Annotated in this window: 23 protein-coding genes and 1 tRNA gene; 8 read left to right on the forward strand and 16 right to left on the reverse strand. The window is 46.0% G+C overall.

All coding sequences use genetic code 11. The features are described from left to right. The first annotated feature begins 40 nt into the window (after nt 1-40). Together MU515_RS06935 and MU515_RS06940 are read left to right on the forward strand one after the other, a co-directional pair. Nucleotides 41-125, forward strand: a tRNA-Tyr gene (locus tag MU515_RS06935). Between the two features lie 189 nt (nt 126-314). After that, entirely contained in the window at nt 315-1070 is a 756-nt protein-coding gene (locus MU515_RS06940) for a copper homeostasis protein CutC (RefSeq protein WP_260259699.1), read from the forward strand. 10 nt (nt 1071-1080) lie between these two features. Here the strand turns inward: MU515_RS06940 and phoU are convergent, their stop codons facing one another. The 4 genes from phoU to MU515_RS06960 form a co-directional block, all read right to left on the reverse strand. Further along, nucleotides 1081-1779, reverse strand: coding sequence for a phosphate signaling complex protein PhoU (phoU, locus tag MU515_RS06945; RefSeq protein ID WP_260259700.1), 699 nt, complete (start codon nt 1777-1779; stop codon nt 1081-1083). A gap of 219 nt (nt 1780-1998) precedes the next feature. Next, nucleotides 1999-2817: a phosphate ABC transporter ATP-binding protein PstB gene (pstB, locus tag MU515_RS06950; protein WP_260259701.1), complete on the reverse strand. Its 819-nt coding sequence runs from the start codon at nt 2815-2817 to the stop codon at nt 1999-2001. Then, complete coding sequence (gene pstA / locus MU515_RS06955) at nt 2817-4463, reverse strand: phosphate ABC transporter permease PstA (RefSeq protein WP_260259702.1); 1647 nt, start codon at nt 4461-4463, stop codon at nt 2817-2819. The genes pstB and pstA overlap by 1 nt, the downstream gene beginning before the upstream one ends. 31 nt (nt 4464-4494) lie before the next feature. Next, complete coding sequence (locus tag MU515_RS06960) at nt 4495-6681, reverse strand: ABC transporter permease subunit (RefSeq protein ID WP_260259703.1); 2187 nt, start codon at nt 6679-6681, stop codon at nt 4495-4497. Between the two features lie 251 nt (nt 6682-6932). On the opposite strand from MU515_RS06960, the gene ppk1 reads away from it, so the two are divergent. Both ppk1 and ppx read left to right on the forward strand, forming a co-directional pair. Beyond that, nucleotides 6933-9026 (forward strand): polyphosphate kinase 1, encoded by a 2094-nt coding sequence (gene ppk1, locus MU515_RS06965; protein ID WP_260259704.1) that lies wholly within the window; start codon nt 6933-6935, stop codon nt 9024-9026. Continuing rightward, nucleotides 9001-10503, forward strand: a complete 1503-nt coding sequence (gene ppx, locus MU515_RS06970; protein WP_260259705.1) for an exopolyphosphatase — start codon at nt 9001-9003, stop codon at nt 10501-10503. The genes ppk1 and ppx overlap by 26 nt, the downstream gene beginning before the upstream one ends. A gap of 55 nt (nt 10504-10558) precedes the next feature. Here ppx and MU515_RS06975 read toward each other — a convergent pair whose 3' ends face one another. From MU515_RS06975 to phoB, 3 genes are read right to left on the reverse strand one after another with little or no spacing between them, the layout of a single operon-like run. Beyond that, entirely contained in the window at nt 10559-11518 is a 960-nt protein-coding gene (locus MU515_RS06975; RefSeq protein WP_260259706.1) for a PstS family phosphate ABC transporter substrate-binding protein, read from the reverse strand. Nucleotides 11519-11529: 11 nt separating this feature from the next. Continuing rightward, nucleotides 11530-12825: a phosphate regulon sensor histidine kinase PhoR gene (gene phoR / locus MU515_RS06980; protein WP_260259707.1), complete on the reverse strand. Its 1296-nt coding sequence runs from the start codon at nt 12823-12825 to the stop codon at nt 11530-11532. Nucleotides 12826-12855: 30 nt separating this feature from the next. Continuing rightward, nucleotides 12856-13545: a phosphate regulon transcriptional regulator PhoB gene (gene phoB / locus MU515_RS06985; protein WP_260259708.1), complete on the reverse strand. Its 690-nt coding sequence runs from the start codon at nt 13543-13545 to the stop codon at nt 12856-12858. A 314-nt stretch (nt 13546-13859) separates the two neighbouring features. Between phoB and rdgC the strand changes: the two genes are divergently transcribed. From rdgC to MU515_RS07005, 4 genes are all read left to right on the forward strand, one after another. Beyond that, nucleotides 13860-14774 (forward strand): recombination-associated protein RdgC, encoded by a 915-nt coding sequence (rdgC, locus tag MU515_RS06990; protein WP_260259709.1) that lies wholly within the window; start codon nt 13860-13862, stop codon nt 14772-14774. 80 nt (nt 14775-14854) lie between these two features. After that, nucleotides 14855-15271: a DUF3010 family protein gene (locus MU515_RS06995; protein ID WP_260259710.1), complete on the forward strand. Its 417-nt coding sequence runs from the start codon at nt 14855-14857 to the stop codon at nt 15269-15271. A gap of 234 nt (nt 15272-15505) precedes the next feature. After that, on the forward strand, nt 15506-16906 hold the full coding sequence (gene trhP / locus MU515_RS07000; RefSeq protein ID WP_260259711.1) for a prephenate-dependent tRNA uridine(34) hydroxylase TrhP: 1401 nt from the start codon (nt 15506-15508) through the stop codon (nt 16904-16906). Nucleotides 16907-16908: 2 nt separating this feature from the next. Beyond that, the gene (locus MU515_RS07005; RefSeq protein ID WP_260259712.1) at nt 16909-17163 is read left to right on the forward strand and encodes a YfhL family 4Fe-4S dicluster ferredoxin; all 255 of its coding nucleotides are present in this window, start codon (nt 16909-16911) and stop codon (nt 17161-17163) included. A 59-nt stretch (nt 17164-17222) separates the two neighbouring features. Here the strand turns inward: MU515_RS07005 and MU515_RS07010 are convergent, their stop codons facing one another. The 9 genes from MU515_RS07010 to queA all read right to left on the reverse strand — a co-directional run bounded on the left by MU515_RS07010 (nt 17223) and on the right by queA (nt 25471). After that, the gene (locus tag MU515_RS07010) at nt 17223-17537 is read right to left on the reverse strand and encodes a hypothetical protein (RefSeq protein ID WP_260259713.1); all 315 of its coding nucleotides are present in this window, start codon (nt 17535-17537) and stop codon (nt 17223-17225) included. 295 nt (nt 17538-17832) lie between these two features. Continuing rightward, a complete protein-coding gene (gene mepA / locus MU515_RS07015; RefSeq protein WP_260259714.1) occupies nt 17833-18687 on the reverse strand; it encodes a penicillin-insensitive murein endopeptidase in 855 nt (284 codons plus the stop codon). Between the two features lie 28 nt (nt 18688-18715). Next, the gene (locus MU515_RS07020; protein WP_260259715.1) at nt 18716-19048 is read right to left on the reverse strand and encodes a DUF1904 domain-containing protein; all 333 of its coding nucleotides are present in this window, start codon (nt 19046-19048) and stop codon (nt 18716-18718) included. A gap of 57 nt (nt 19049-19105) precedes the next feature. After that, on the reverse strand, nt 19106-19636 hold the full coding sequence (locus tag MU515_RS07025; RefSeq protein ID WP_260259716.1) for a hypothetical protein: 531 nt from the start codon (nt 19634-19636) through the stop codon (nt 19106-19108). Between the two features lie 79 nt (nt 19637-19715). Beyond that, nucleotides 19716-20663 (reverse strand): protein translocase subunit SecF, encoded by a 948-nt coding sequence (gene secF, locus MU515_RS07030; protein WP_260259717.1) that lies wholly within the window; start codon nt 20661-20663, stop codon nt 19716-19718. Between the two features lie 14 nt (nt 20664-20677). Beyond that, complete coding sequence (gene secD, locus MU515_RS07035; protein ID WP_260259718.1) at nt 20678-22534, reverse strand: protein translocase subunit SecD; 1857 nt, start codon at nt 22532-22534, stop codon at nt 20678-20680. 21 nt (nt 22535-22555) lie between these two features. Beyond that, nucleotides 22556-22885 carry a preprotein translocase subunit YajC gene (yajC, locus tag MU515_RS07040; protein WP_260259719.1) on the reverse strand — a complete coding sequence of 110 codons (330 nt, stop codon included), beginning with the start codon at nt 22883-22885 and terminating at the stop codon, nt 22556-22558. A 176-nt stretch (nt 22886-23061) separates the two neighbouring features. After that, a complete protein-coding gene (gene tgt, locus MU515_RS07045) occupies nt 23062-24210 on the reverse strand; it encodes a tRNA guanosine(34) transglycosylase Tgt (RefSeq protein ID WP_260259720.1) in 1149 nt (382 codons plus the stop codon). Between the two features lie 208 nt (nt 24211-24418). Continuing rightward, nucleotides 24419-25471, reverse strand: a complete 1053-nt coding sequence (gene queA / locus MU515_RS07050) for a tRNA preQ1(34) S-adenosylmethionine ribosyltransferase-isomerase QueA (RefSeq protein ID WP_260259721.1) — start codon at nt 25469-25471, stop codon at nt 24419-24421. Nucleotides 25472-25525 lie beyond the last annotated feature (54 nt).

The following is a 25525-nucleotide window of genomic DNA, read 5'->3' on the forward strand; positions in this document are numbered from 1 at the left end:
CATCATTTAAGCTATTCCGTTAAAGAATAGAAAACACCCTGGAGGGGTTCCCGAGTGGCCAAAGGGACCTGACTGTAAATCAGATGGCACTGCCTTCGATGGTTCGAATCCGTCCCCCTCCACCATATTCTTTCTGTGAAAGACGAAAGCCAGCTCATTGAGCTGGCTTTTTTGCATTTGAAAGACACGAAACTATCTCATTTCTTGCTGGTTCTTTGTCAGCCAATTGCGGAAATCAAACCGCTAAACTTTACCTCTATCCTGCCAAGCAATTCCCGCTAAAATAGCTTTAGTTTATCCAATGAGTATTTGCTATGACTTACCAAGTCGAAGTTTGTATCGATCATTTAGAATCTCTTCACCAAGCGATTGCGGGCGGCGCAACTCGTATTGAGCTTTGTTCATCTCTCGCCTTAGGCGGCCTAACGCCTAGCTTCGGGTTTATGCAGCAGGCTGCCAAGCTTTCTCGCGTACCTGTATATGCGATGATTCGACCTCGCCAAGGGGATTTTATTTTTGAACAACAAGATATTGATGCCATGCTACTTGATATTGAAGCAGCTGCTCATGCGGGGCTACAAGGCGTGGTTATTGGTGTATTAACGCCACAAGGAAACATCCATCTTGAGCAAGCTAAACAACTGGCAGACAAAGCTCATAGTCATGGGTTAGGTATTACTTTCCATCGTGCAATAGACCAAAGCCAAGATTTTTGCCAAGCCATTGATTATGCCGCTGAGCTTGGGTGTGAACGCATTTTAACCTCAGGCCTTGCAGCGAATGTAGAGCAAGGAGTAGACGTTCTGAAACAGATGGTCGATTACGCAGGTAACCGCATTGCCATCATGGCAGGCGCAGGGCTAACGGCTGATAACGTCGCATACATTTGCCAAAGCACCGGCGTAAAACAAGTGCACTTGTCAGGCAAATCGACTCGACCAAGTTTAATGGAACTAGCCAGCGATGACGTAAAAATGGGAAGCAGTGACGTTGATGATTACTTGATTCCTATTACCGACAGCAACAAAATCGCTGCTGTGGTAACGGCTCTAGAAGAACTTAAAGCTTAATGGCGAAATATTAACGCAGTGCATCATCAATGCTTTGCTCACCAAGGTGACGAATGTCTTTACCTTTGACAAAGTAGATGATGTATTCGCAAATGTTTTGGCAGCGGTCACCCACGCGCTCTATCGCACGCGCTGACCACATCACTTGCAGGATATGAGGAATGTTCTTTGGGTCTTCCATCATGTAAGTCATCAACTGACGAATGACCGCTTCGTATTCTGCATCTAACTTATCATCAAGCTTATAAACATCAGCAGCAGCATCCACATCCATACGCGCATAAGCATCAAGCACTTGGTGCAACATGTTCACGGCTTGGCGACATAGTGGCTCTAAAGAGACTTGGAATCGACGCTCTTTAGATGAAGGGCTTTCAATCGCCACCTCCGCAATCTTTGTCGCGACATCCCCGATACGTTCAAGATCGGTAATGGTCTTGATGATTGCCATAATCAAACGGAGATCTTTAGCGGTTGGTTGGCGCTTAGCAATGATGCGAGTACACGCTTCATCAATAGAGACTTCCATCGCATTCACTTTGTGATCGTCACGTACCACTTTTCTCGCTAGCTCAACATCCTCTTTATGCAATGCCTGCATAGCAAAAGAGAGCTGCTGCTCGACTAAGCCACCCATGGTTAATACGTGGGTACGAATCGATTCTAGCTCGACATTAAATTGACCTGAAATGTGACGTCCGAAGTTCATGGAATGGGTGTAGCTCCTTTTGAATAAAACTTAAAAATTGGTGCTTTTTGCGCAGATAACCAAGTTACAACGCCAAATATGGCGTGCTATTCGCTCTAAATAGTTGGTGCTTGTAACAAGGCATCCAGTCAATTCAGCCCCATGAGCATAGCTTGTCTATGTGATTGGGGGGAATTTACGCAGATAACGAAGTTACAGCGCCAAATATGACGAGCAAGTTTAACCGTATCTACCAGTAATGTAGTCTTCCGTCTGCTTTTTCAATGGCGAAGTAAAAATAGAGTCCGTATCTGAGTACTCGATCAATTTCCCCATGTGAATAAAGGCGGTGTGGTCACTTACCCTCGCGGCTTGTTGCATGTTGTGGGTAACGATCACGACGGTGTATTTGGTTTTTAGCTCATTGATCAGCTCTTCGATGGTTAAGGTCGAAATTGGGTCCAAAGCTGATGTTGGCTCATCTAACAATAGCACTTCTGGCTCAATCGCGATGGCACGGGCAATAACCAAACGCTGCTGCTGACCGCCTGACAACCCAAATGCATTCTCATGCAGGCGATCTTTTACTTCATCCCACAGTGCGGCAGCGCGCAGTGAGCGCTCTACTGCATCATCGAGTTGTCGGCTATTTTTTATACCTTGTAAACGCAGGCCGTAGACTACGTTCTCGTATATCGATTTAGGGAATGGGTTAGGACGTTGGAATACCATGCCTACGCGGCGACGCAGCGTCGCGACATCAACGTCTGCCTGATACACGTTTTTACCATGCAGTTTTACTTTTCCGGTAACCTGACACCCTTCTACCAAATCGTTCATGCGATTAATACAGCGCAATAGTGTCGATTTACCACAACCCGATGGGCCGATAAAGGCGGTCACCTGCCCTTTCGGAATACGCATTGAAATATCACTCAGCGCTTGGCTGCTTTGATAGAACAAGTTCAGCCCCTCTATCGCGATGGCAGTTTGCTCATCACTGAGGTTGTTTACATCGAGTGGCGCTTGGTAGCCCAAGGCTTGATTGACTGAAAACATTAGTCCTGCCCTAAAGTTCGGTATTTTTCACGCAAGTTATTTCGAATGCTAATTGCGGTTAAGTTAAGGCCAATGATCACTGTCACTAGCAAGAATGAGGTGGCGTAAACCAGTGGCCTTGCACTCTCAATATTAGTGGTTTGGAAGCCAACATCATAGATATGAAAACCTAAATGCATGAACTTACGCTCTAAATGCAAGAACGGGAATTGGCTATCCACTGGTAGGCTAGAAGCTAATTTCACTGCGCCCACCAGCATCAAAGGGGCAACCTCACCTGCGGCGCGTGCCACCGCTAAGATTAGCCCGGTAATAATCGCAGGGCTTGCCATAGGCAAAACAATGCGCCACATGGTTTCAAACTGAGTTGCGCCTAGCGCCAAAGAGCCATGTCGCACTGAGCTAGGTATACGGGTTAAACCCTCTTCTGTTGCTACTATCACAACCGGTAAAGTTAATACCGCAAGAGTTAATGCTGACCATAATAGCCCCGGTGTACCAAAGGTTGGTGCCGGCAGTTGTTCTGCGTAGAACAGTGAGTCAATTGAGCCACCTAAGGTGTAAACGAAGAAACCTAAGCCAAATACCCCGTAAACAATCGAAGGGACACCGGCGAGGTTAATCACCGCCACACGAATGATGCGCGTAAACGCATTATTCTTGGCGTACTCGTGTAAGTAGATAGCCGCAATAACGCCAAGTGGCATCACGATAATCGACATAATGAGTACTAACAGCACAGTACCAAACATCGCGGGGAATACACCGCCCTCTGAATTCGACTCTCGCGGGTCTTCAGAGAGAAACTTCCACGCTTGTTTCGCCCAATGGGCAAATTTCTCAACCGGTGACATATGGTTTGGATACCAAATATCCAACATGCGGCTAAGGGGAATCAGCACCTGTTGGCCTGACATGTCCTGTACAATTAAACCTTGATTGACCAACTTACTCCGCAGTTGATCCAGTTTAGCTTCAGACTCAACTAACTGCTGACTATAGAGTTTTGACTGAGCTTGATACTGAGTTAAAAACGCTTCATCAAGTTCATCGTTAAGCTCACGCTTACGCTTTTCACGGCGCAGTTGATTTACTTGTGCATTAATTTCACGCAGTTCATTGCTAATAATGCGGTCAACTTGTTTACGTACCTGATTGCTGTAATCCAAGCCTTGGGTAAGCGCAGGCTGAAAGTCTTTAACCAGTGAGCCATCGGCACTTTGATAAGCGATAGGTAGGCCGTAAAAATCACCACTGCGAGTTCGCTCAATCACTGCCCACCCTTGTGGTTTAGAGCGCTGTAGAAGATCGATCTCTAGAATCGAAACAAAATCGGCTGGGTACAAATCGCGATTGGCGACTTTAATACTGATACGTTTCACCAGCCCCTTCTCTTCAACTTGCGCAGGCAGGTCGATCTCCATTTCTCGCAGGTGGCTAATAGGAACATACTCTTCGGCATAGAGCTGACCAATTAAGGTTTCGCCTTGCTCGGTTTGCCATTGGTATAACGGCGCAGGCCAAAAATAAGAGAGCCCTTTCCAACCAATAAGCAGTAGCAAGCCGAGCACTGAAAGCAAACTAATGCTCACCGCTCCGCCTGTTAACCAAATCCAAGGTGCACCAGATTTAAGCCACTTAAACACTTAAACCCAACCTTGTTCGCTGTTCAAACCACTACAATGCACGGTATTTTTCTCTTAATCGTTGTCTTACCCATTCCGCTAGCGAGTTCACCGCAAAAGTGAACACCAGCAAAATCAATGCGGCTAAAAATAGAATTCGATAGTGTGAGCTGCCCACTTCTGACTCTGGCATCTCTACTGCAATCGTTGCTGAAAGCGTGCGCATCCCTTCTAGAATATTCCAATCCATGATTGGCGTGTTACCCGTTGCCATCAGTACGATCATGGTCTCGCCCACAGCTCGGCCTAAGCCCATCATAATCGCCGAAAAGATACCTGGGCTTGCTGTTAGCAACACCACGTAAATAAGCGTCTGCCATGGCGTAGCACCTAGCGCTAAAGAACCATCGGATAAGTGCTTTGGCACTGAAAATATTGCATCTTCGGCAATGGTAAAAATGGTTGGAATCACCGCAAAGCCCATGGCAAAGCCAACCACCAACGCATTACGCTGGTCAAAATCAATTCCTTGCTGCGCTAGGAAAACGCGTACATCACCATTAAATAGCCAACTTTCAATATTGCCACTTTGATTTAACAGTACTGCCGTAACCACCACCAGCGCCGGCATGAGAATGGCAGCGTGCCAACCATTGGGCAACTTGCGAGTAATGATCTCTGGAATCAAATGCCAAATGCCACCAATCAATACGGTTGATAATGGCAAGAAAACAATCAACGCACAGACCGCAGCAAGGTGGGTTTCAACAATCGGTGCAAACCATAAACCAGCTAAGAAACCAATAATGACCGTCGGCAACGCCTCCATCAACTCGATCGAAGGTTTTACAACTCGGCGCATCTTTGGCGTCATGAAATACGCGGTATAAATTGCCCCAAGCACCGCAACAGGAATGGCAAACAACATGGCAAATGCCGCTGCTTTTAACGTGCCAAATGCAATTGGAATTAAGCTGAATTTGGCTTCAAACTCATCACTAGCCGAGGTACTTTGCCAAACAAACTCTGGCTCAGGGTAGCTCTCATACCACACCTTTTGCCACAAAGATGACAGTGAAATTTCTGGGTATGGGTTATCAATGTGCGCCACGCTGAGCTGATCGCCAGACAAGGCCAGTAGATACTGTTCATTGCTCGACATAGCCGCCATTTGCGGCGCTTTTGTGTAGGCGCGATTAAACATCACCAACTTTTCACTGGTGGTGTAATGGCTTTGTACCGTGCCATTGATATAGAAACTGTAAAAGCCTTTACGATAAGTATCAGGCAGTAAAAATTGCAGCTCTGAAGCCAACTTAAACTCACGGATATGAGTCAGTTTACGTTCGCCATCTTTGAGTACATCAAACCACTGAGAAACAAGGCCATCATTGTGCGTCACTAACAGCGAGTAGGCACCGGACAGAAGATCGATATCACTCACCGCATGCTTGGCTTTACCTTGGCTCAAGTCGACAATTTGTCGCACGACAAACTGATCCGCTTGCTTCTCTGCAATCACCAGATCAGAACTACTGCGAATATAGAGCGTTCGACCATTAGGCGTCAGTAACAACTGATCCAACTGCATAAAAGGCGACTTGAATACAAAACTATGGATGATGCTCTCTTCATCCTGCCAACGAACACGTACTCGACCATCGTTGTAGTAACCCGCCAACGTCGCTCCACCTTCAACTGCAATACTGAATTGATTTAGCGATACATTCGGATAGATAAGACTGATGGATGATGACCAACGCTCAACATCAGGGCTAAACAAGCGGCCATCATCTTTAACCACGCTGGTCATTTCTGGGCGGAATAAAGCCACATCACCACGAGCAGAAGCAAAGCCATACCAGCCGACCGCACTCGGTGTACGGGCGAATAACGAGTAGTCTTGGCCAAAGTAAACGGAAAGTTTAGGCGTATCGGCTTTAGACGTAAGTGGCCAAAAATCCACTTGGCCTTGCTGTGAAACCACAAAGGCATGTTCGCCATAATCATCAATACCAGCAGCAACGGCGTTTTGCGTGGTAATGGTTTGATTGGCGACGTTGGGCGTCATCTTTGCATCGGAGAAAAGTGGCAAAACCATGAAAGCGAGATACACAAAGATCAGCACCAATGCCGCTAAAACTCCGACACCGCCTGTAGATACTGCTAGCCGAACCAAACGATCTTTGATCAATCGTTTACGGTCTCTTTCTCTCAATGAAAATTCGGCCTTTGCCATCTTATCTCACTACCTGTGGGTCAAAGACCCTATTAATGCCCGAGGATATAATATTTCTCTTAGATGACAATTATATTACAGATACAAATAAACATCTGAAAATAATGAATTATCTTTGCCGCAAGATCACGCCTCGATCTCCAACCAATTACTTAATTTGATTCAAATTTGTGCAATAAAAGCTTCACACACATGCCTTAGTTTTCATTCTCTGACCTATGCTTGAAATGTAAGCAAAAGGAACTAAGGGAATGAGTTCAGAAAAACTATACATAGAAAAAGAATTAAGTTGGCTGTCGTTTAATGAAAGAGTGCTGCAAGAAGCCGCAGATAAAACCGTCCCCCTAATTGAGCGGGTGCGATTTTTAGGCATTTTTTCCAACAACCTTGACGAGTTTTACAAGGTACGTTTTGCCGATGTAAAACGCCGTATTTTGATTAGCCAAGAACGTGGCGGAAGTAGTAATTCCAAGCATCTACTGTCAAAAATGCAGTCTAAAGCGTTAAAACTCAACGAAAGATTTGATGAGCTATACCAAGAACTTATCCGCGAAATGGCAAGACGCCACATCTTTCTTGTCAATGAACATCAACTCAACGAGTTTCAACAAAAGTGGATTCAAAAATACTTCCGTCGCCAAGTATTGCCCCACATGACCCCAATGCTACTCAATGATGAAATTGAGCTTTTGCAGTTCCTAAAAGATGAATACGCTTACATTGTCGTCGAACTCAAACAAGCAGAAAGCACTCAATATGCCCTGCTAGAGATCCCAACCGATCACTTACCGCGCTTTGTCATGGTGCCCGAACAAAAAGGCAAACGCCGTAAAACCATTATCTTGCTCGATAACATCATTCGTTACTGCTTAGATGAGCTGTTTCGCGGCTTTTTTGATTACGAGAACATCGCCGGTTATGCGATGAAAATGACCCGCGATGCGGAATATGACTTAAGCCATGAGGTTGAGCACAGCCTGTTAGAGCAGATGTCAGAAGGGGTAAGCCAGCGTTTAACCGCCATGCCAGTACGCTTTGTCTATGAGCGCGATATGCCTGAAAGCATGCTGAACTTCTTATGTGAACAGCTCAAGATCTCTAACTACGACAACCTCATTCCCGGTGGCCGTTATCATAACTTTAAAGACTTTATTGGCTTTCCTAATGTCGGGCGAGACTACTTAGAACATCGCCCTCTACCACCGATGCGTTGTTCGGACTTCGAGGGTTTTGACAACAATTTCGACGCCATTCGCAACAAAGACATCTTACTTTACTATCCATACCATACCTTCGAGCACGTCAGTGAACTGGTGCGCCAAGCCTCGTTTGACCCAAAAGTCCTCAACATTAAAATCAACGTGTATCGCGTGGCGAAAGACTCCCGTTTGATGAACTCTCTGATTGATGCAGTCCATAACGGCAAGCAAGTCACCGTCGTCGTTGAGCTGCAAGCACGCTTTGATGAAGAGGCCAACATTGAGTGGGCGCGGGTACTCACTGAAGCAGGCGTACATGTGATATTTGGCACGCCGGGGCTAAAAATACACTCTAAACTATTGCTGATTAGCCGCCGAGAAAACGAAGAAATCGTTCGCTATGCCCATATCGGTACTGGTAACTTCCATGAGAAAACCGCCCGTATCTATACCGACTTTTCCATGCTGACTGCCGACCCAGAAATCACTAATGAAGTGCGCAATGTATTTGGCTACATCGAAAACCCTTATCGCCCAGTGAAGTTTGACCATTTGATTGTTTCACCGCGTAACTCACGTAAACAACTATACCGTTTAATTGATACTGAAATCGCCAATGCAAAAGCAGGTAAAAAAGCGGCAATTACGTTAAAAGTGAATAACTTGGTTGATAAAGGGCTGATTAATAAATTGTATGGCGCGAGCGCATCGGGTGTGGTGATCAAAATGGTTATCCGCGGGATGTGTGCTCTGGTTCCCGGCGTGGAAGGGGTGAGTGACAATATTAAAATCATCAGTATTGTTGATCGCTTTTTAGAGCACCCTCGCGTACTGATTACGCACAATGACGGTGACCCTCAAGTGTATATTTCCTCTGCGGATTGGATGACCAGAAATATCGACCATCGTATTGAAGTTGCGACCCCCGTCCGTGATCCCGTTTTAAAACAGCGTATTATAGACATAGTGAATATTCACTTTACTGATACGGTTAAAGCGAGATGGATAGATAAAGAGATGAGCAATCGCTATGTCGCGCGAGGTAACCGCCGCAAAGTGCGCTCTCAATTGGCTATCTATGACTATTTAAAAAACGTAGAAAAGCGGAGCAAAAAGAAAAATGACTCAAACTCCGGAAGTTCGTAATGTAGCGGCCATCGATCTTGGCTCAAACAGTTTTCATATGGTGGTGGCGAAAGTCGTCGACCAAGACTTGCAACTCGTCAGTCGTCATAAACAAAGAGTCCGCCTCGCGGATGGCTTAGACGCACAAAATAATCTCGATAACGCCTCTATGGAGCGTGGCTTAGAGTGTTTGGCCTTATTCGCTGAACGCTTAAAAGGGTTTCACCCTAGCAATGTGCGCATTGCTGCAACCCACACTTTAAGGCTTGCTAACAACGCTCATATCTTTTTGCAACGCGCTCGCGAAGTGCTGCCCTTCCCGATTGAAATTATCCCCGGAGTTGAAGAAGCGCGTCTTATCTATCAAGGCGTCTCGCATACTCAACCGCAAACCGACTCTAAACTGATTGTCGATATTGGCGGCGGAAGTACTGAAATCATCTTTGGTACAGGGTTTGAACCAAGTTTGGTCAACAGCAAACGCATGGGGTGCGTCAGCTTTACCAAGCAATATTTCGCTAACGGCAAACTCTCTAACCGCAATTTCAATAATGCCGTGCTCGCAGCGGAGCAAAAACTGGAATCACTAGCGCATCGCTACCGCAAAAAAGGCTGGTCGATCGCCTTTGGCTCATCAGGCACGGTAAAAGCCATTCGTGAGGTATTGATAGGCCAAGGCTACACCGACGGTATTATCAACACCAAGCGCCTGCTCAAACTGATTGATCAATTGTGCCAATGGGACAAAATTGACGACATCGAATTGGAAGGGCTAACCAACGAGCGCAAACCTGTGTTCGCTGCTGGTGTGGCTATCATGTATGCCCTATTCCTCGATCTAAAAATCCGTGAACTTCACTACTCAGAAGGCGCATTGCGTGAAGGCTTGCTGTATGAAATGGAGGAGCGTTTTAAACGCAGTGACATTCGCATGCGCACCACAGAGAATCTGGCCAAAAAGCATCTGGTTGATTTAGAGCATGCGGCGCGTGTTAAAGGTCAAGCGGGAGAGTTCTTACAACAAATCCACCACAAGCTCGATATTGAAGAGCACTCTGAGCTGTTTGACCTGCTCGATTGGAGTGCGCTACTGCATGAAGTTGGACTCAGTATTAGCTTGCGTGCTTTCCACCGTCACTCAGGCTATATACTTCGCCATACCAGTATGCCGGGCTTCAACTTAGAGCAGCAGCGAATTCTCTCTACCTTAGCTCGCTTCCAGCGTAAATCGCTTAAATTGGAAGAGCTTGAGGAATTTGCCCTGTACAAGAAAAAGCACATTCTCGGTCTGATTAAGGTGCTACGTTTAGCGATTTTAGTTAATGGCCAGCGCAGTGAAGATCCGCTTCCACCTCTGCACCTAAAAGTTAAAGACGATAAGTGGGTACTTACTTGTGATGAAGTGGATTGGCTTGAAAACAATAAGCTACTGCTGGCGGATTTAATTACCGAGCAAGCGTATTGGAAAAAAGCAGAATGGGAATTGAGCTTTAAATAGAGAAGTTTAAGCGGCTATTTGAGCCACTAAAGAAAACTAAGCAAACGAGTCGGTATCAATGCAGATTGATACCGACTTTTTTTAACTCTTGTTCAGCGATTTCAGGTGAAATAGAAACATAGCCATCTTTCTCCACCAGCTGTTGCCCTTGTTTAGAATAGATATAGCGTACAAACTCTCGCTCGATAGGAGATAAAGGCTTGCTTGGGTGTTTATTCAAATAAACATAGAGGTAGCGTGATAGTGGGTACTCACCTGAGAGGATATTTTCTCGGGTCGCATCCACATAATGATTGCCCTGCTTAGCAATCGGCAGGCGTTTGACACCCGACACCTTGTACCCTACCCCCGAGTAACCTATGGTATTGATGGCCGAGGCGACGGACTGAACCACCGAGGCCGAGCCCGGCTGCTCATTGACGCTACTTCTGAAATCACCGCCGCAAAGCGCATTCTTCTTAAAGTAACCATAGGTACCCGATACCGAGTTGCGGCCAAACATTTGAATGCTGCGCTGCGCCCATTGGTAATCTAAACCCAGCGATGCCCAAGTGGTGATAATACCATCACCGCCACAGCGCAACGTGGCTGAGTAAATGCTATCGAGCTGTTGGAAGTTAAGCCCTTCCACTGGGTTATCGCGGTGAACAAAAATCCCAATCGCATCAATCGCTACGCGAAGTGCTGTGGGCTTATAACCATGCTCACGTTCAAATGCTTCGATTTCTCGATTACGCATCGGACGGCTCATTGGGCCAAATTGAGCGGTACGCTCAGTCAGCGCAGGAGGCGCAGTCGAAGAGCCAGAGGCTTGTACTTGGCCATTCACACTTGGGTAAAGCTGCTTAAACTCTTCAACCCAAAGCGTAGTCATGCCCGCTAAAGTATCAGAGCCAACACTGGTCAAAACACCACTGATGCCCGGCACCTTTTGGTAATCTTGCAAATGTTCAGCCATCGCCGAAGTTGAACTAACCGCGATCAGCGTTGAGAGAATGACTTTTAACTTCGCCATGCGACCTTTCATTATCTCACCACCAAACGTGCAGGGAGAATGAATGAGAACCTACTACCGACGCCAACTTCACTCGAGATTTCTAAGTGAGAGTCATGGTGGGTTAGCGCGTGTTTTACGATCGCCAAACCTAAACCACTGCCTCCGGTATCTCGGGAGCGTGCTTTATCCACTCGATAGAAGCGCTCGGTCAAACGGTGTAAGTGCTGCGGTTCAATACCATCGCCACTGTCTTCTACTTCTAGACACGCACCTTGAGCGGTATTAAACCAGCGCACATGAATATCCGCCCCTTCTGGAGTGTACTTCACGGCATTGTAAACCAAGTTAGAAATCGCGCTGCGCAGTTGATCTTCATCAGCCAACACTCGCAGCTTTTCATCCACGTTGAAGTCTAAATGGTGCTTACCACCACTTAAACTTGCCGCCTCTTTCTCTAGCACTTCTAGCATGGCTGGCACATTGACCACTTCATCAAGCTCGTGCATTGGCGCGGCTTCAATCTTAGACAGAGTCAGTAGCTGGTTCACCAAGCTGTTCATACGGTTGAGCTGCTCAGTCATTACCCCATGCGCTTTCGGCCACATTGGGCCAACCACCATGTCTGGATCTTCGGTCATTTCGAGGTAGCCTTGCAACACCGTCATTGGCGTACGCAGCTCATGAGAAACATTAGCAAAGAAGTTACGACGCATACCCTCAAGCTGTTTAAGCTGAGTCACATCACGCACTACCATTAGGTGCTCACCTTCGGTGTACGGCACGATACGCAGTTCAAGCATGCGCTCAACATTAAGCGGTGAACGCATCTCTAGAGGTTCATCGAAGTTCTGTTTGTTGAGGTACTTAATGAAATCAGGGGTACGAATAAGGTTCGAGACAGGTTGACCCGAGTCATCAGGCCAGCGAAAGCCAAGTAAGTGTTGAGCAAGTTTGTTGCACCAAACAATGTTACCTTCGCTACGAAAAACCACGACCGCATCGGGCAAAGATTCTGCACCGTTGCGGAAACGACGAATCAAGTTGGTCAACTCTTTGCGCTTTTTACGTTGGCGCTGCTGCAGGCGATAAATACCGTTAAACAGATGTTCCCAATTGCCAGTGCCGGATGGCGGTGTTAAACGCTTTTCATCCCACAACCATGCGGAAAGACGCATTTGGTTATGCAGATGCCATACAAGCTGCAAAGCCGTGGCTATCAACAATAGCCACGGCATGTATCCGAATATCCATCCAACGATCACCCAAGGGGTGTAGAAAAAAGCCAATTCCCAGACCAGCTTTTTCCACGTTAACCTTTCGACCACTTAATTCTCCGTGTTCAATATCGCTTACAATTATGCTTTCGCAGAGAAACGGTAGCCTGCGCCACGCACTGTTTGAATCAGCTTATCGTGACCCGCCGCTTCAAGCGCTTTACGTAGGCGTCGAATATGAACATCCACCGTGCGGTCTTCTACATAAACGTTAGTACCCCAGACGTTATTCAATAATTGCTCACGGCTGTAGACACGCTCTTGGTGAGTCATGAAGAAGTGCAGCATTTTGAACTCTGTTGGCCCCATGTCTAACGGCTGATCATTCGCCGTCACACGGTGAGAAACAGGATCTAATTTTAGACCTTGGACATCAATTACGTCTTCAAGAGCGGTTGGCGTAACACGACGAATCACCGCTTTAAGACGCGCGACTAGTTCTTTAGGAGAGAATGGCTTGGTGATGTAATCATCCGCACCCACTTCTAAGCCACGAACCTTGTCTTCTTCTTCGCCACGCGCTGTTAGCATCACAACAGGAATATTGCGCGTGAGCTCTTCACGTTTCATATGTTTAATGAAGTTGATGCCGCTTCCGCCAGGTAACATCCAATCCAGTAGCACTAGATCAGGGAAGGGTTCAGCTAGTTTAGTTACCGCAGTGTCGTAGTCTTCTGCTTCTACCGCTTGGTAACCCTTTTGTTCAAGTACAAAGCAAAGCATTTCGCGAATTGGCGCTTCGTCTTCAACCACTAGAATCCTTCTAGACATAATTGAATAACCTTATGTTATTGAGCTTGTTAATTTTAAGAGGCACAGCGCCTCTCGATGCATAAGCATTATTACTAGCAATTATGACACTTTTGTGACCTTTGAAAACAAATATTCATATAACTTTCTTCATCAATACATTGACTAGCGCTCATTTCTATTTGGTTGTAGCGTCAAATAAGTCAGCGATATGCAATGGTTTCATTCACGGCCTGCTGCCTGCGTGGCAGAATCAAAACTTGCAATAGGCAATCAATTCAAAATTGCCTATCATGGCAACCCAATCAAATCAGCGCCAGAAATAGAGAAAGAATATGTGGTTTAAAAACTGTCTGGTATATCGCTTCAACCGCGATATCGAGTTCAAAGCAGACCAGCTTGAAAAGCAACTAGAAGAGTTTCGTTTTACCCCTTGTGGTAGCCAAGACAAACAAAAATTTGGCTGGGTTACGGCTATGGGCCGCCACGGCGATATGATGACGCACGTGTCTGAAAACCGCATTCTGATTTGTGCTAAGAAAGAAGAAAAAATGCTGCCAGCTTCAGTGATTAAAGAGTCACTGGCGGCCAAAGTGGACGCGATGGAAGCGCAAGAAGGTCGCCCACTGAAGAAAAAAGAAAAAGATAACCTGAAAGACGACATCGTGATGGATCTGCTGCCACGCGCATTTAGCCGCAGCAACCACACGTTTGTACTTATTTTGCCAAAAGAAGGCTTCATCTTAGTTGATGCGAGCAGCTACAAGAAAGCCGAAGATGTACTGGCTCTGCTACGTAAGACTATGGGTAGCCTACCTGTTGTTCCTGCCATTCCAGAAAAAGCGGTCGAAACGACGCTTACAGAGTGGGTGAAAACGGGTGACACACCAGTTGGCTTCACCATGGGTGATGAAGCTGAGCTAAAATCAGTATTGGAAGAAGGCGGCGTGATCCGTTGTAAGAAGCAAGAGCTGACTGCTGACGAGATCCGTAGCCACATTGAAGCAGACAAGCTAGTCACTAAGCTGGCACTCGATTGGCAAGAGCGTATCGAGTTTATCTTGGCAGATGATGGCAGCGTCAAGCGCCTGAAATTCTCTGATGAGCTAAAAGATCAAAACGACGACATTCCTCGTGAAGACCAAGCGGCTCGATTTGACGCTGATTTTTCACTAATGTGCGGCGAACTTGGTGCTTTCTTACCTAATCTATACGAAGCGCTTGGTGGACTACCTCACCCGAACGCTTAAGTGATTAGCACAAAACTGAGTGTTTCATTCACAGAGCAAACAAGCCATACTATTTGCTCTTAAATCTGTTAGGTAACGATATGAAAATTTGTGGTGTAGAAATTAAAGGTAACGATGCAGTGATCTGCTTACTTGACGCATCAAGTGGCGTGTTCAGCATTCAAGATTGCCGAGTGTCTAAGGTTTCAATCAGCGACGCGAATGACACCCAAAACATGCGCGACTTCCAATTTGCCTTTGCCAAGCTAGTTGAAGACTACAAAATTGAAAAAGTAGTGATTAAACAGCGTCAAACCAAAGGTAAATTCGCGGGCGGCGGCAACGGCTTCAAACTTGAAGCGGCGATTCAGCTTATCGAAGGACTGAACGTTAGCGTTGTTCCATCGACTGAAATCAAAGAACGACTAAAGCGCAACCCGCTACCAATTAAGTTTAAAGACACAGGTCTTAAACAGTTCCAAGAGCAAGCATTCACGATTGCATACGCGTGTTCATAACTCGCCAGCCAATCCGCTAGTGCATTAAAAATGAATCCCTACTCAACCGAGTAGGGATTTTTTTATGTCTGTAAGTACCACTAAATCACTCAAAAATCGCACGATTAAAATGACCAGAGAAATGATGTGGTTGCTGTTGTGTACTTGCGTCACATTTTGGCGTAAAATTTGCGCCCCTAATTCCATAAGGTGGGATTAGCCTGACTTGAGATCAGACAATAGAGAATTTGAGCAATGACAACAGATAAAGTATTCGTTCCTGAGCTACTGTCACCGGCAGGCAGCCTTAAAAACATGCGTTACGCATTTGCCTACGGCGCAGATGCAGTATATGCAGGCCAGCCTCGCTACAGCTTACGTGTACGTAACAACGAGTTTAACCACGAAAACCTACAAATCGGTATCGATGAAGCGCACGCGCTAGGTAAAAAACTGTACGTGGTTTGTAACATCCAACCGCACAACTCGAAGCTAAAAACCTTCATCCGCGACCTAAAACCAGTGGTTGAAATGGGCCCAGACGCACTGATCATGTCTGACCCAGGTCTAATCATGATGGTTCGTGAAGCCTTCCCTGAAATGCCAATTCACCTATCGGTTCAAGCGAACGCGGTAAACTGGGCAACCGTTAAATTCTGGGCGGCTAACGGCGTTGAGCGTGTGATTGTTTCTCGTGAGCTATCACTAGAAGAGATCGAAGAAATTCGTCAGCACTGTCCTGAAACGGAACTTGAAGTATTCGTTCATGGCGCACTGTGCATGGCTTACTCTGGTCGTTGCCTACTGTCTGGCTACATCAACAAACGTGACCCTAACCAAGGTACATGTACTAACGCATGTCGTTGGGAGTACAAAGTTGAAGAAGGCAAAGAAAACGACACGGGCGATATCGTTGAGAAGTTTGCCCCAACACAAGCACAAGCGGTTGAAGTACAGGACGAGCGTCCTGAAACAACCATTGGTCGCGGCAAACCAACTGATGAAGTCGTTCTACTTTCAGAAGCGCACCGCCCAGAAGAAAAAATGGCTGCGTTTGAAGACGAGCACGGCACTTACATCATGAACTCGAAAGACCTACGTGCTATCCAACACGTAGAGCGCCTAACTAAGATGGGTGTACACTCACTGAAGATTGAAGGCCGTACTAAGTCTTTCTACTACTGTGCTCGTACTGCTCAGGTTTACCGTAAAGCGATTGATGATGCCGTTGCAGGCAAGCCATTTGATGAGAGCCTAATGACTACGCTGGAAAGCCTAGCGCACCGTGGCTACACCGAAGGCTTCCTACGTCGCCACACTCACGACTCATACCAAAACTACGACTACGGCTACTCTGTCTCTGACGCACAGCAGTTCGTAGGCGAATTCACTGGTAAACGTCGCGGCGACCTTGCAGAAGTAGAAGTGAAGAACAAATTCGTTATCGGTGATAGCCTTGAGCTAATGACACCAAAAGGTAACGTGATCTTTACTCTAGAAGCGATGGAAAACCGTAAGTCTGAAGCAATTGAAGATGCGAAAGGCAATGGCCACTTTGTATTTATTCCAGTTCCACAGGATATGGACCTAGAATACGGCCTACTTATGCGTAACCTAAACTCTGGTCAGGATACTCGTAACCCTACTGGTAAGTAATCATGGCTCTGCTAATTACCGACAAGTGCATCAACTGTGACATGTGTGACCCAGAGTGTCCAAACGGCGCGATTACTATGGGTGCGGAGATTTTTGAAATCGACCCGCTACTGTGTACAGAGTGTAAAGGCCACTATGAAAAGCCAACTTGTCAGTCGGTATGCCCGATTACTAAGTGCATCATTACCGACCCAGATAGCGTAGAAACCGATGAGGAACTGCTTGAAAAGTTCGTCATCATCCAAGGTTTAGCGTAATTAGATACGAAAAGGCTCATCAAACGATGAGCCTTTTTTCTATCCACTGCGAGGGGGGATTAACCAGATTTCGATTTGACGATTGGGAAGATGTTGCAGTACAACTCTTTTTCAAATTGATATTCAAGCTGCTCACGCCAGTTTACCGCTTTGCCAATAGGGATTAGGTAAAAGGTTTCACGCGACATATCGGTCACAAACGCAAGGCCATGCTGCATCAATTCATAGTGCACATCATTCACAAACCCAGGGTCAAATCTCTGCCTACCTGTCAGATGATTTACCTCTTCACGCGAGATCGTTACCGACTCTACGCTATGAGCAAACCTCTGTTTCAACCACTCGGCAAAGTCTTTTGCACAAACCATACTCATGGGAGTGTCCTTGTTCTTATCTCAATAGGACGTAAGCCGAGCATCCTATTTAAAGCTCAATAACTCTGACATCTAAATTCGCTGTTCAAATGCCTATCGTTAATCCTGCTTTTCGCTACATATGTATCTATACACCAACCAATATTCATAAACCATTGCGTTTGAATCAGTCCCTAATTCAAACGCATCTAGATACATATCATTTCATTAGTCAGTTTAAATCTAGGCAACAATTGGCAGATTCTCCACCGAGAAATGTCAGGATTGAACTCTGCCAAGAGAAGGATTTATAAGATTACAAAGAAGAGATAATTGCAGCGCACTGTTTCGGCAGTATTTTTTTCGGTTTCGGCTTAGTGACCTTCGCTTGCTTTTTCTCGGTCTCTTTTTTACCAGCTCGGAGCTCTTTTACTTCCGGCTTTGGTCGCCAGCTCGCCACCTCTTTGCCACAGCCATCGCCTTTTGGCGGCGGCGCTTGGTTGATACAGCTGTTATCACCTTGCGGGCACAGCAAACGAACATGCATATGGTAGTTGTGGCCCCACCAAGGGCGTACTTTACGCAACCAATCACGCTCAGCCCCTTCCGTAGAACACAGCTTTTCTTTGATCACTGGGTGAACAAAGATGCGCGCAACTTGATCATCTTGTGCTGCCATCTTTATCAATCGGAAATGACGGTTGCCCCAGTTGTTATCACTCAGAGTGTACTCGGACATATTAACTAAGGTTTGTGGCTTAGGTAGGCTTAGAGCGTTTTGTGAGAGCTTGCTGTCGGCAAGACGAAACCAGATGTCTACATCAAGGCCAGTTTGATGGCTAGAGTGACCAGAAGAAAAACGACCACCTTGCGGCAATGACATATCGCCAATTAGGATGTGCGTGCGTAAATCTTTACGAGCTTGCTTAGCAAGACGCTCAATAAAGCTCACCGTATCGGGATGGCCAAAATAGCGCTTATTTTGGCTGCGAAGAACCTGATAACCATGCCCATTCAAAGGCAAGGCTTCTGCACCAATGAGACAACCATTGGCGTAACTACCAATAGATTCAGATGGTGCGACAGAAGGGCGAGTAAAACTTTCCCAAGGAGAAGCATTTGCTGCCAATGAACACATGCCTAAAATCAAACCTATCCATGGTACTTTCATTCGCCCTTCCCTATTTCAAATCGACTCTTTAGTAATGCTCGCCATTATCGTAGTAACCGCTCGCGTTCAGTGCGGTAAAGATAACGGCTACATCCACATCTTGACCAATCACTTCGCGTACTTGCTTAGTAATAATGCGAGCCACAGCATCTTGCTTCTCTTGGCCGCGATCAAACCAGAGTACTTCAACAAATGGGTACGCCGCGCTCACTTCGCTTTCATGATAAAAAGTAGTGTATACATACTCAAAGGTGAAATCTTCACGAGGGCAATCCATGTAAGGTTGCAGCTCATCGATTAACGGCTTTGATAGGGTTTGTACCGTTTGTGGTTCTACAGCTCTAAAACGTAAATGTGGCATTGCTCGATTCCTTATTATTAGTGTTTATTCATCATACCAACATAAGTGGGTATAAGGTTACTTATTCTCTTGATCGCTTAAGTGCAGTTCAATCATATCGTTCTGTTTGAGCAATCGCGCCTGCCAAGTTTCATTACGCCAAACTTGCTCAACGTTGTCTTCTCGAAGCGTACGATTAAGAAACAGCACTAAGGCTTTATCAACTTCAGCGAGCTGAGCGTCGTTTTCAGCACCTGCGATTTGCTGCTCGACATCAAACACATTATCGCCTTGTGCAACGCGCAATAGTTGAAAACCATCGCGGCGCAAATTGAGTTGAACTTGGGAATAATCATGAGAAGAAAATGGCGCAAGAAGCTGTAACTGAGTGGGCTTTAGTTCCGGTTGAATTTGAGCAAAGAAGCTGACACGGTAGTAGCGCCAATCATCATTACACCAAACCTTTGGCGCTTCTTCACAAACATAGAACTCTGCTTGATGGCTCGATTCTAATACCGTTTTAGGCGTCAAAACGGCCAATGAATTTGCCGCAAAAGCCGAGTGAGAAACAAGGCTTAACCACATTAACGACAACAATCGTGTTCGCATATCACCTTCCAGATAGAACAAAGCCGCTGACGAGCAGCGGCTTAATACGAGTTTCTAGCCATTGCCTTTAAACAAGGCCTTATGGCATTTCGTCGAACTCTGCACCTTCTTTTTCTACTTGCGGTGGCATCAAGTGTTCTTTAGTAATACCTAGACGCCAAGCTAGAGCCGAAGCTACGTAGATAGACGAGTAAGTACCAACCGTGATACCAAGTAGAAGTGCCGTTGCGAAGCCGTGAATCATTGCACCACCTTGAGTGAACAATGCAATAACCACGAATAACGTTGTACCAGAGGTAATCAATGTACGGCTCAATGTTTGAGTTACCGCGCTGTTGATCACTTCAGCTGGTTCACCTTTACGCATACGACGGAAGTTTTCACGAATCCGGTCAAATACAACGATGGTATCGTTGAGCGAGTAACCGACTACCGTAAGCAATGCTGCTACGATGGTTAGGTCTACCTCGATCTGCATGATCGAGAACACGCCCAAGGTAATGATGATATCGTGCGCCAGTGCCATAACCGCACCCGCAGCCAAACGCCATTCAAATCGAACCGATACGTAAATCAGGATACAAATAAGAGAAACAAGGATCGCGAGACCACCCGCTTCTGTTAGCTCATCACCCACGTTCGGACCAACAAACTCAATACGGCGCATCTCTACCGATTCACCCGTACCTTGTTTAATTGCGTTAATGATTTGGTTACCTAGTGTCTCACCTGACATGTCATCACGCGGACGTAGACGAACCATTACCTCACGTGCACTACCGAAGTTTTGTACCGTTGCATCACCGAAACCTTCCGCTTGCAGTGCTGTACGAATTTCTTCAAGGTTTGCAGGTTGCTCAAAGCCAACTTCGATTAGCGTACCGCCAGTAAAATCTAGACCCCAGTTCAACCATTTGGTTGAAAGAGTAAAGATAGACGCGCCAATCATTAGCAAAGAGAACACAAAGGCGAATTTAGACCAACGTAAAAAGTCGATCGTACTTTCTGCTTTTAGAATCTGAAACATATTAATTCCTAGCCTTAGATCGACAGTTTATCTACGCGCTTACCGCCGTACAGTAGGTTAACCACACAACGGGTACCCACGATAGCTGTAAACATAGAGGTCAAAATACCGATAGATAGTGTTACCGCGAAACCTTTAATTGCACCCGTACCTACCGCAAACAGAATGATTGCAGTGATAAGCGTGGTAATGTTCGCATCGGCGATGGTACTGAACGCATTAGCGTAGCCTTGGTGAATCGCTTGTTGAGGGGAACGCCCTTCGCGTAGCTCTTCACGGATACGCTCAAAGATCAGTACGTTGGCATCGACGGCCATACCTACGGTTAATACGATACCGGCAATACCAGGGAGCGTCATTGTTGCGCCTGGAATCATCGACATCACACCAATAATAAGAATAAGGTTCGCCATGAGCGCCATGTTGGCGATGATGCCGAATTTACGGTAGTAAACTAGCGTAAATAGCATTACCGCAACCATGCCCCAGATACATGCTTGGATACCCATATCGATGTTTTGCTGACCCATTGATGGACCAATGGTACGTTCTTCAACGATAGAGATAGGTGCGATAAGAGCACCAGCACGTAGTAGTAGAGCTAGGTTGTGCGCTTCAGCAGCAGAGTCGATACCTGTAATGCGGAAGTTACGGCCAAGCGCTGATTGAATCGTTGCTTGGTTGATCACTTCTTCATGCTTATCAAGAATCACTTTGCCTTCTGGCGTGCGACGACCACTGTCTTTGTACTCTGCAAACACCGTCGCCATTAGCTTACCGATGTTTTTCTTAGAGAACGCAGACATCTTGTTACCACCTTCACTGTCTAGTGAGATGTTAACTTGCGGACGACCATATTCATCAACGCTTGAACTTGCATCCGTGATGCTTTGACCACCAAGAATAACGCGCTTCTTAAGCACAACTGGGCGACCATCACGGTCTAGCTTGATTTCGCTACCCGCTGGCGCACGGCCACGAGCCGCTGCTGCTAGGTCAGCTTTTGAGTCAACTTCACGGAACTCTAGCGTTGCTGTAGCACCTAGAATTTCTTTCGCGCGAGCAGTGTCTTGAACACCTGGTAGCTCAACTACGATACGAGCAGCACCTTGGCGCTGAACCAACGGCTCAGCAACACCCAGTTCGTTAACACGGTTACGAAGGATGGTGATGTTTTGCTCTACAGCGTAGTTACGAATTTCAGTAAGACGTTGCTCAGAGAATGTCGCAACTAATGCGAAACGACCATTCGCCGTAGATTCAGTGAAGACCATATCTGGGTGATTTTTCTCTAGCAGACGCTTGGAATCAACCAGTTGTTGTTCATTACGTAGAACAATCTCAACGGCTTCTTTACCTGATGGACGAATCGAACGGTAGCGAATTTTCTCTTCACGAAGTTCAGTTCTAAAACCTTCTTCTTGTTGACCAACCAGTTTGTCCATCGCGGCATCCATATCCACTTCCATCAAGAAGTGAACACCACCACGTAGGTCAAGACCCAGCTTCATTGGCGACGCGCCAATAGCTTCTAGCCAATCAGGCGTTGATGCAGCAAGGTTAAGCGCAACAATTTTGTCTTTACCTAGTGCTTCACTGACTACGTCACGCGCACTCAGCTGAGTGTCGGTGTCGTTGAAACGAACAAGAATAGAACCATTTTCGAGAGCAATGGTTTTGTAGGAGAGGCTCTGCTTATCGAGAGCTTGAGTGACAGAATCCAGCGTAGCCATATCTACAGAGGCGCCACGCGCCCCTGTAACTTGAATTGCCGGATCTTCACCGTATAAGTTGGGAAGTGCGTATAAAGCAGCAATGGCGATGGCAAACATCACCATTAGGTACTTCCACAAAGGATAACGGTTTAGCACAGCGAGGATCCTTTAGCTGTTTTATAGAGACTTAAGCGTACCTTTTGGTAGCACTGCAGTTACGAAGTCTTTCTTGATAACCACTTCGTTGTTTGCGTTTAGCTCGATAGTGATGTAATCGTTGTCTTCAGAGATCTTAGTGATTTTACCTACTAGACCACCGCCAGTAAGAACTTCATCACCTTTACCCATAGAAGCCATTAGGCTCTTGTGTTCTTTAACACGCTTAGACTGTGGACGGTAAATCATGAAGTAGAAAATCACTGCGAACATCGCAAGCATGATAATCATTTGGAAACCGCCACCTGCTGGTGCACCTTCAGCTGCTGCGTGAGCTTGAGAAATAAACATTAAAACATCCTCTATTATTTTTTTGATTATCCAACAAATTGGGCTTTAGCCTTTTATTTTCAAGGGTTGGCGCTCCTAATAGAGATCGCACTCTCAAAAATATCTGACTTTCGCTTAATTTATTAGCAAAAGCCTCTGACACGGCGGTCAAAGGCTTTTAAATTACTGGTTAACTATTACTGCTCTTTTTGCAGTTCTTTTTGCAATGGCGGCACTTCGCGGTCACGACGCGCGTAGAACTCTTGCACAAATGCATCGAAACGATCTTCATCAATCGCCTTACGAATGCTTTCCATTAGGCGTTGGTAGTAACGAAGGTTATGGATGGTGTTTAGACGTGCACCCAAAATTTCATTACAACGCTCTAAGTGATGTAAATAAGACTTAGAGTAGTTCTGACAAGTGTAACAGTCACAGTGCGGATCTAATGGTGTTGTATCCGTTTTATATTTCGCATTACGGATCTTGATCACACCACCAGTCACAAACAGGTGAGCATTACGTGCGTTACGCGTTGGCATTACACAGTCAAACATGTCGATACCGCGACGTACACCTTCTACCAAATCTTCCGGTTTGCCAACACCCATTAAGTAACGAGGTTTGTCTTCAGGAAGTTGAGGGCACGTGTGCTCTAGCATGCGGTGCATGTCTTCTTTCGGCTCACCTACTGCTAGGCCGCCTACTGCGTAACCATCAAAACCGATTTCAGTTAGGCCTTTTACAGATACATCACGTAGGTCTTCGTAAACACCACCTTGAACGATACCAAATAGGTTGTTCGGGTTTTCTAGCTTATCGAAGTGGTCACGTGAACGCTGTGCCCAACGTAGAGACATTTCCATCGACTTTTTCGCTTCTGCGTGAGTCGCTGGGTATGGTGTACATTCATCGAAAATCATGACGATGTCAGAGCCAAGGTCTTTTTGGATTTCCATCGACTTTTCTGCGTCCATGAAAATCTTGTCACCGTTTACCGGGTTACGGAAGTGAACACCTTGCTCAGTGATTTTACGCATTTTACCTAGGCTGAATACTTGGAAACCGCCTGAATCAGTCAGGATAGGACCTTGCCAGTTCATAAAATCGTGCAGGTCGCCGTGCATTTTCATCACTTCTTGACCAGGACGAAGCCATAGGTGGAATGTGTTACCTAGAAGAATTTCAGCACCAGTGCCTTTAACTTCTTCTGGAGTCATGCCTTTAACCGTACCGTAAGTACCTACTGGCATGAATGCTGGAGTTTGAACAGTACCGCGCTCAAACGTTAGTTGACCACGACGTGCAACGCCATCGGTCTTTTTAAGATCAAATTTTAACTTCACGAAGCCTCCGGTGTCAGAGAAACAGTCTGACTTATTATTCAAAGCATGGCGGTTTATTGTCCATGCTCACTACCCTCATTGATTAGTGCAGCAATCAAAGATTGCAGCGCCAAACATGGCAGGTATAGGAGCGGTCGCCTTCCTTGCGAGATGAGCCTTTTAAACTCTTCCTAGCCTACTGCTAGCACTCGTAAACTATCTATTTCAATTATGCGGTTTTCTTTTTGATGAACATCGAATCACCATACGAGAAGAAACGGTAATTGTTTTCTACTGCGTGTTTATACGCGTTCATCGTATTGTCGTAGCCAGCAAATGCGCTAACTAACATAATGAGTGTTGATTCTGGCAAGTGGAAGTTAGTAATTAAGCAATCCACTAATTGGTATTGGTAGCCAGGGAAGATAAAGATTTCAGTATCACCAAAAAATGGCGCTAGCTCTGTCCCTTTCTTCAGTGCATCTTGTGCTGCGCTCTCTAGAGAACGAACAGAAGTTGTACCTACTGCTACAATTTTACCGCCACGCGCTTTAGTGGCATTGATTGCATCAACCACTTCTTGCGGTACTTCAACATATTCAGCATGCATGTGGTGGTCATTAATATTGTCCACTTTCACTGGCTGGAATGTACCCGCACCCACGTGCAAAGTAACATACGCCAGTTCCGCGCCTTTTGCTTTGATCTTATCAATCAAAACATCATCAAAGTGCAAACCTGCGGTTGGCGCAGCAACGGCACCCGGCTTTTGGTTGTAAACCGTTTGGTAGCGCTCTTTATCGGCATCTTCATCAGGACGATCAATATAAGGCGGCAACGGCATGTGGCCAATCTGCTCAAGAATTTCTAGCACGGTTTTATCTGAGTTAAATTTCAGTTCAAACAGCGCATCGTGACGTGCCACCATTTCAGCCGCGTATTCATCATTGTCACCAACAATAATGGTCGTACCCGGTTTTGGTGACTTTGAGCAGCGAACGTGCGCCAAAATGCTGCTTTCGTCGAGCATTCTCTCTACAAGTACTTCTAACTTGCCACCTGATTCCTTGCGACCAAACATACGAGCAGGGATCACGCGAGTGTTGTTAAACACCACCAAATCACCAGCTTCAATGTTATCCAACACATCGGTAAATGTTCCATCCACCAGCGAACCTGTATTGCCATCAAGTTGCAATAAACGGCTAGCGGTGCGTTCTGGTTGCGGGTAACGAGCAATCAGCTCATCAGGCAGATCAAAGTGAAAATCAGATACTTGCATGTTGTTCGTCTTAATCGGGTTAATCAGGGAGAAAAAGCTACGGTTTTTCGCAGC

Origin of the sequence: Vibrio intestinalis (assembly GCF_025195085.2) — a bacterium.
Taxonomy (GTDB): domain Bacteria; phylum Pseudomonadota; class Gammaproteobacteria; order Enterobacterales; family Vibrionaceae; genus Vibrio; species Vibrio intestinalis.

What these genes read in the sequence shown, in the direction of transcription:
- MU515_RS06940 (WP_260259699.1), top strand. Translation starts at nt 315, where the DNA reads ATGACTTACCAAGTCGAAGTTTGTATCGATCATTTAGAATCTCTTCAC.
- phoU (WP_260259700.1), bottom strand. Translation starts at nt 1,779, where the DNA reads ATGAACTTCGGACGTCACATTTCAGGTCAATTTAATGTCGAGCTAGAA.
- pstB (WP_260259701.1), bottom strand. Translation starts at nt 2,817, where the DNA reads ATGTTTTCAGTCAATCAAGCCTTGGGCTACCAAGCGCCACTCGATGTA.
- MU515_RS06960 (WP_260259703.1), bottom strand. Translation starts at nt 6,681, where the DNA reads ATGGCAAAGGCCGAATTTTCATTGAGAGAAAGAGACCGTAAACGATTG.
- ppk1 (WP_260259704.1), top strand. Translation starts at nt 6,933, where the DNA reads ATGAGTTCAGAAAAACTATACATAGAAAAAGAATTAAGTTGGCTGTCG.
- ppx (WP_260259705.1), top strand. Translation starts at nt 9,001, where the DNA reads ATGACTCAAACTCCGGAAGTTCGTAATGTAGCGGCCATCGATCTTGGC.
- MU515_RS06975 (WP_260259706.1), bottom strand. Translation starts at nt 11,518, where the DNA reads ATGGCGAAGTTAAAAGTCATTCTCTCAACGCTGATCGCGGTTAGTTCA.
- phoB (WP_260259708.1), bottom strand. Translation starts at nt 13,545, where the DNA reads ATGTCTAGAAGGATTCTAGTGGTTGAAGACGAAGCGCCAATTCGCGAA.
- rdgC (WP_260259709.1), top strand. Translation starts at nt 13,860, where the DNA reads ATGTGGTTTAAAAACTGTCTGGTATATCGCTTCAACCGCGATATCGAG.
- MU515_RS06995 (WP_260259710.1), top strand. Translation starts at nt 14,855, where the DNA reads ATGAAAATTTGTGGTGTAGAAATTAAAGGTAACGATGCAGTGATCTGC.
- trhP (WP_260259711.1), top strand. Translation starts at nt 15,506, where the DNA reads ATGACAACAGATAAAGTATTCGTTCCTGAGCTACTGTCACCGGCAGGC.
- MU515_RS07005 (WP_260259712.1), top strand. Translation starts at nt 16,909, where the DNA reads ATGGCTCTGCTAATTACCGACAAGTGCATCAACTGTGACATGTGTGAC.
- MU515_RS07010 (WP_260259713.1), bottom strand. Translation starts at nt 17,537, where the DNA reads ATGAGTATGGTTTGTGCAAAAGACTTTGCCGAGTGGTTGAAACAGAGG.
- mepA (WP_260259714.1), bottom strand. Translation starts at nt 18,687, where the DNA reads ATGAAAGTACCATGGATAGGTTTGATTTTAGGCATGTGTTCATTGGCA.
- MU515_RS07020 (WP_260259715.1), bottom strand. Translation starts at nt 19,048, where the DNA reads ATGCCACATTTACGTTTTAGAGCTGTAGAACCACAAACGGTACAAACC.
- MU515_RS07025 (WP_260259716.1), bottom strand. Translation starts at nt 19,636, where the DNA reads ATGCGAACACGATTGTTGTCGTTAATGTGGTTAAGCCTTGTTTCTCAC.
- secF (WP_260259717.1), bottom strand. Translation starts at nt 20,663, where the DNA reads ATGTTTCAGATTCTAAAAGCAGAAAGTACGATCGACTTTTTACGTTGG.
- yajC (WP_260259719.1), bottom strand. Translation starts at nt 22,885, where the DNA reads ATGTTTATTTCTCAAGCTCACGCAGCAGCTGAAGGTGCACCAGCAGGT.
- queA (WP_260259721.1), bottom strand. Translation starts at nt 25,471, where the DNA reads ATGCAAGTATCTGATTTTCACTTTGATCTGCCTGATGAGCTGATTGCT.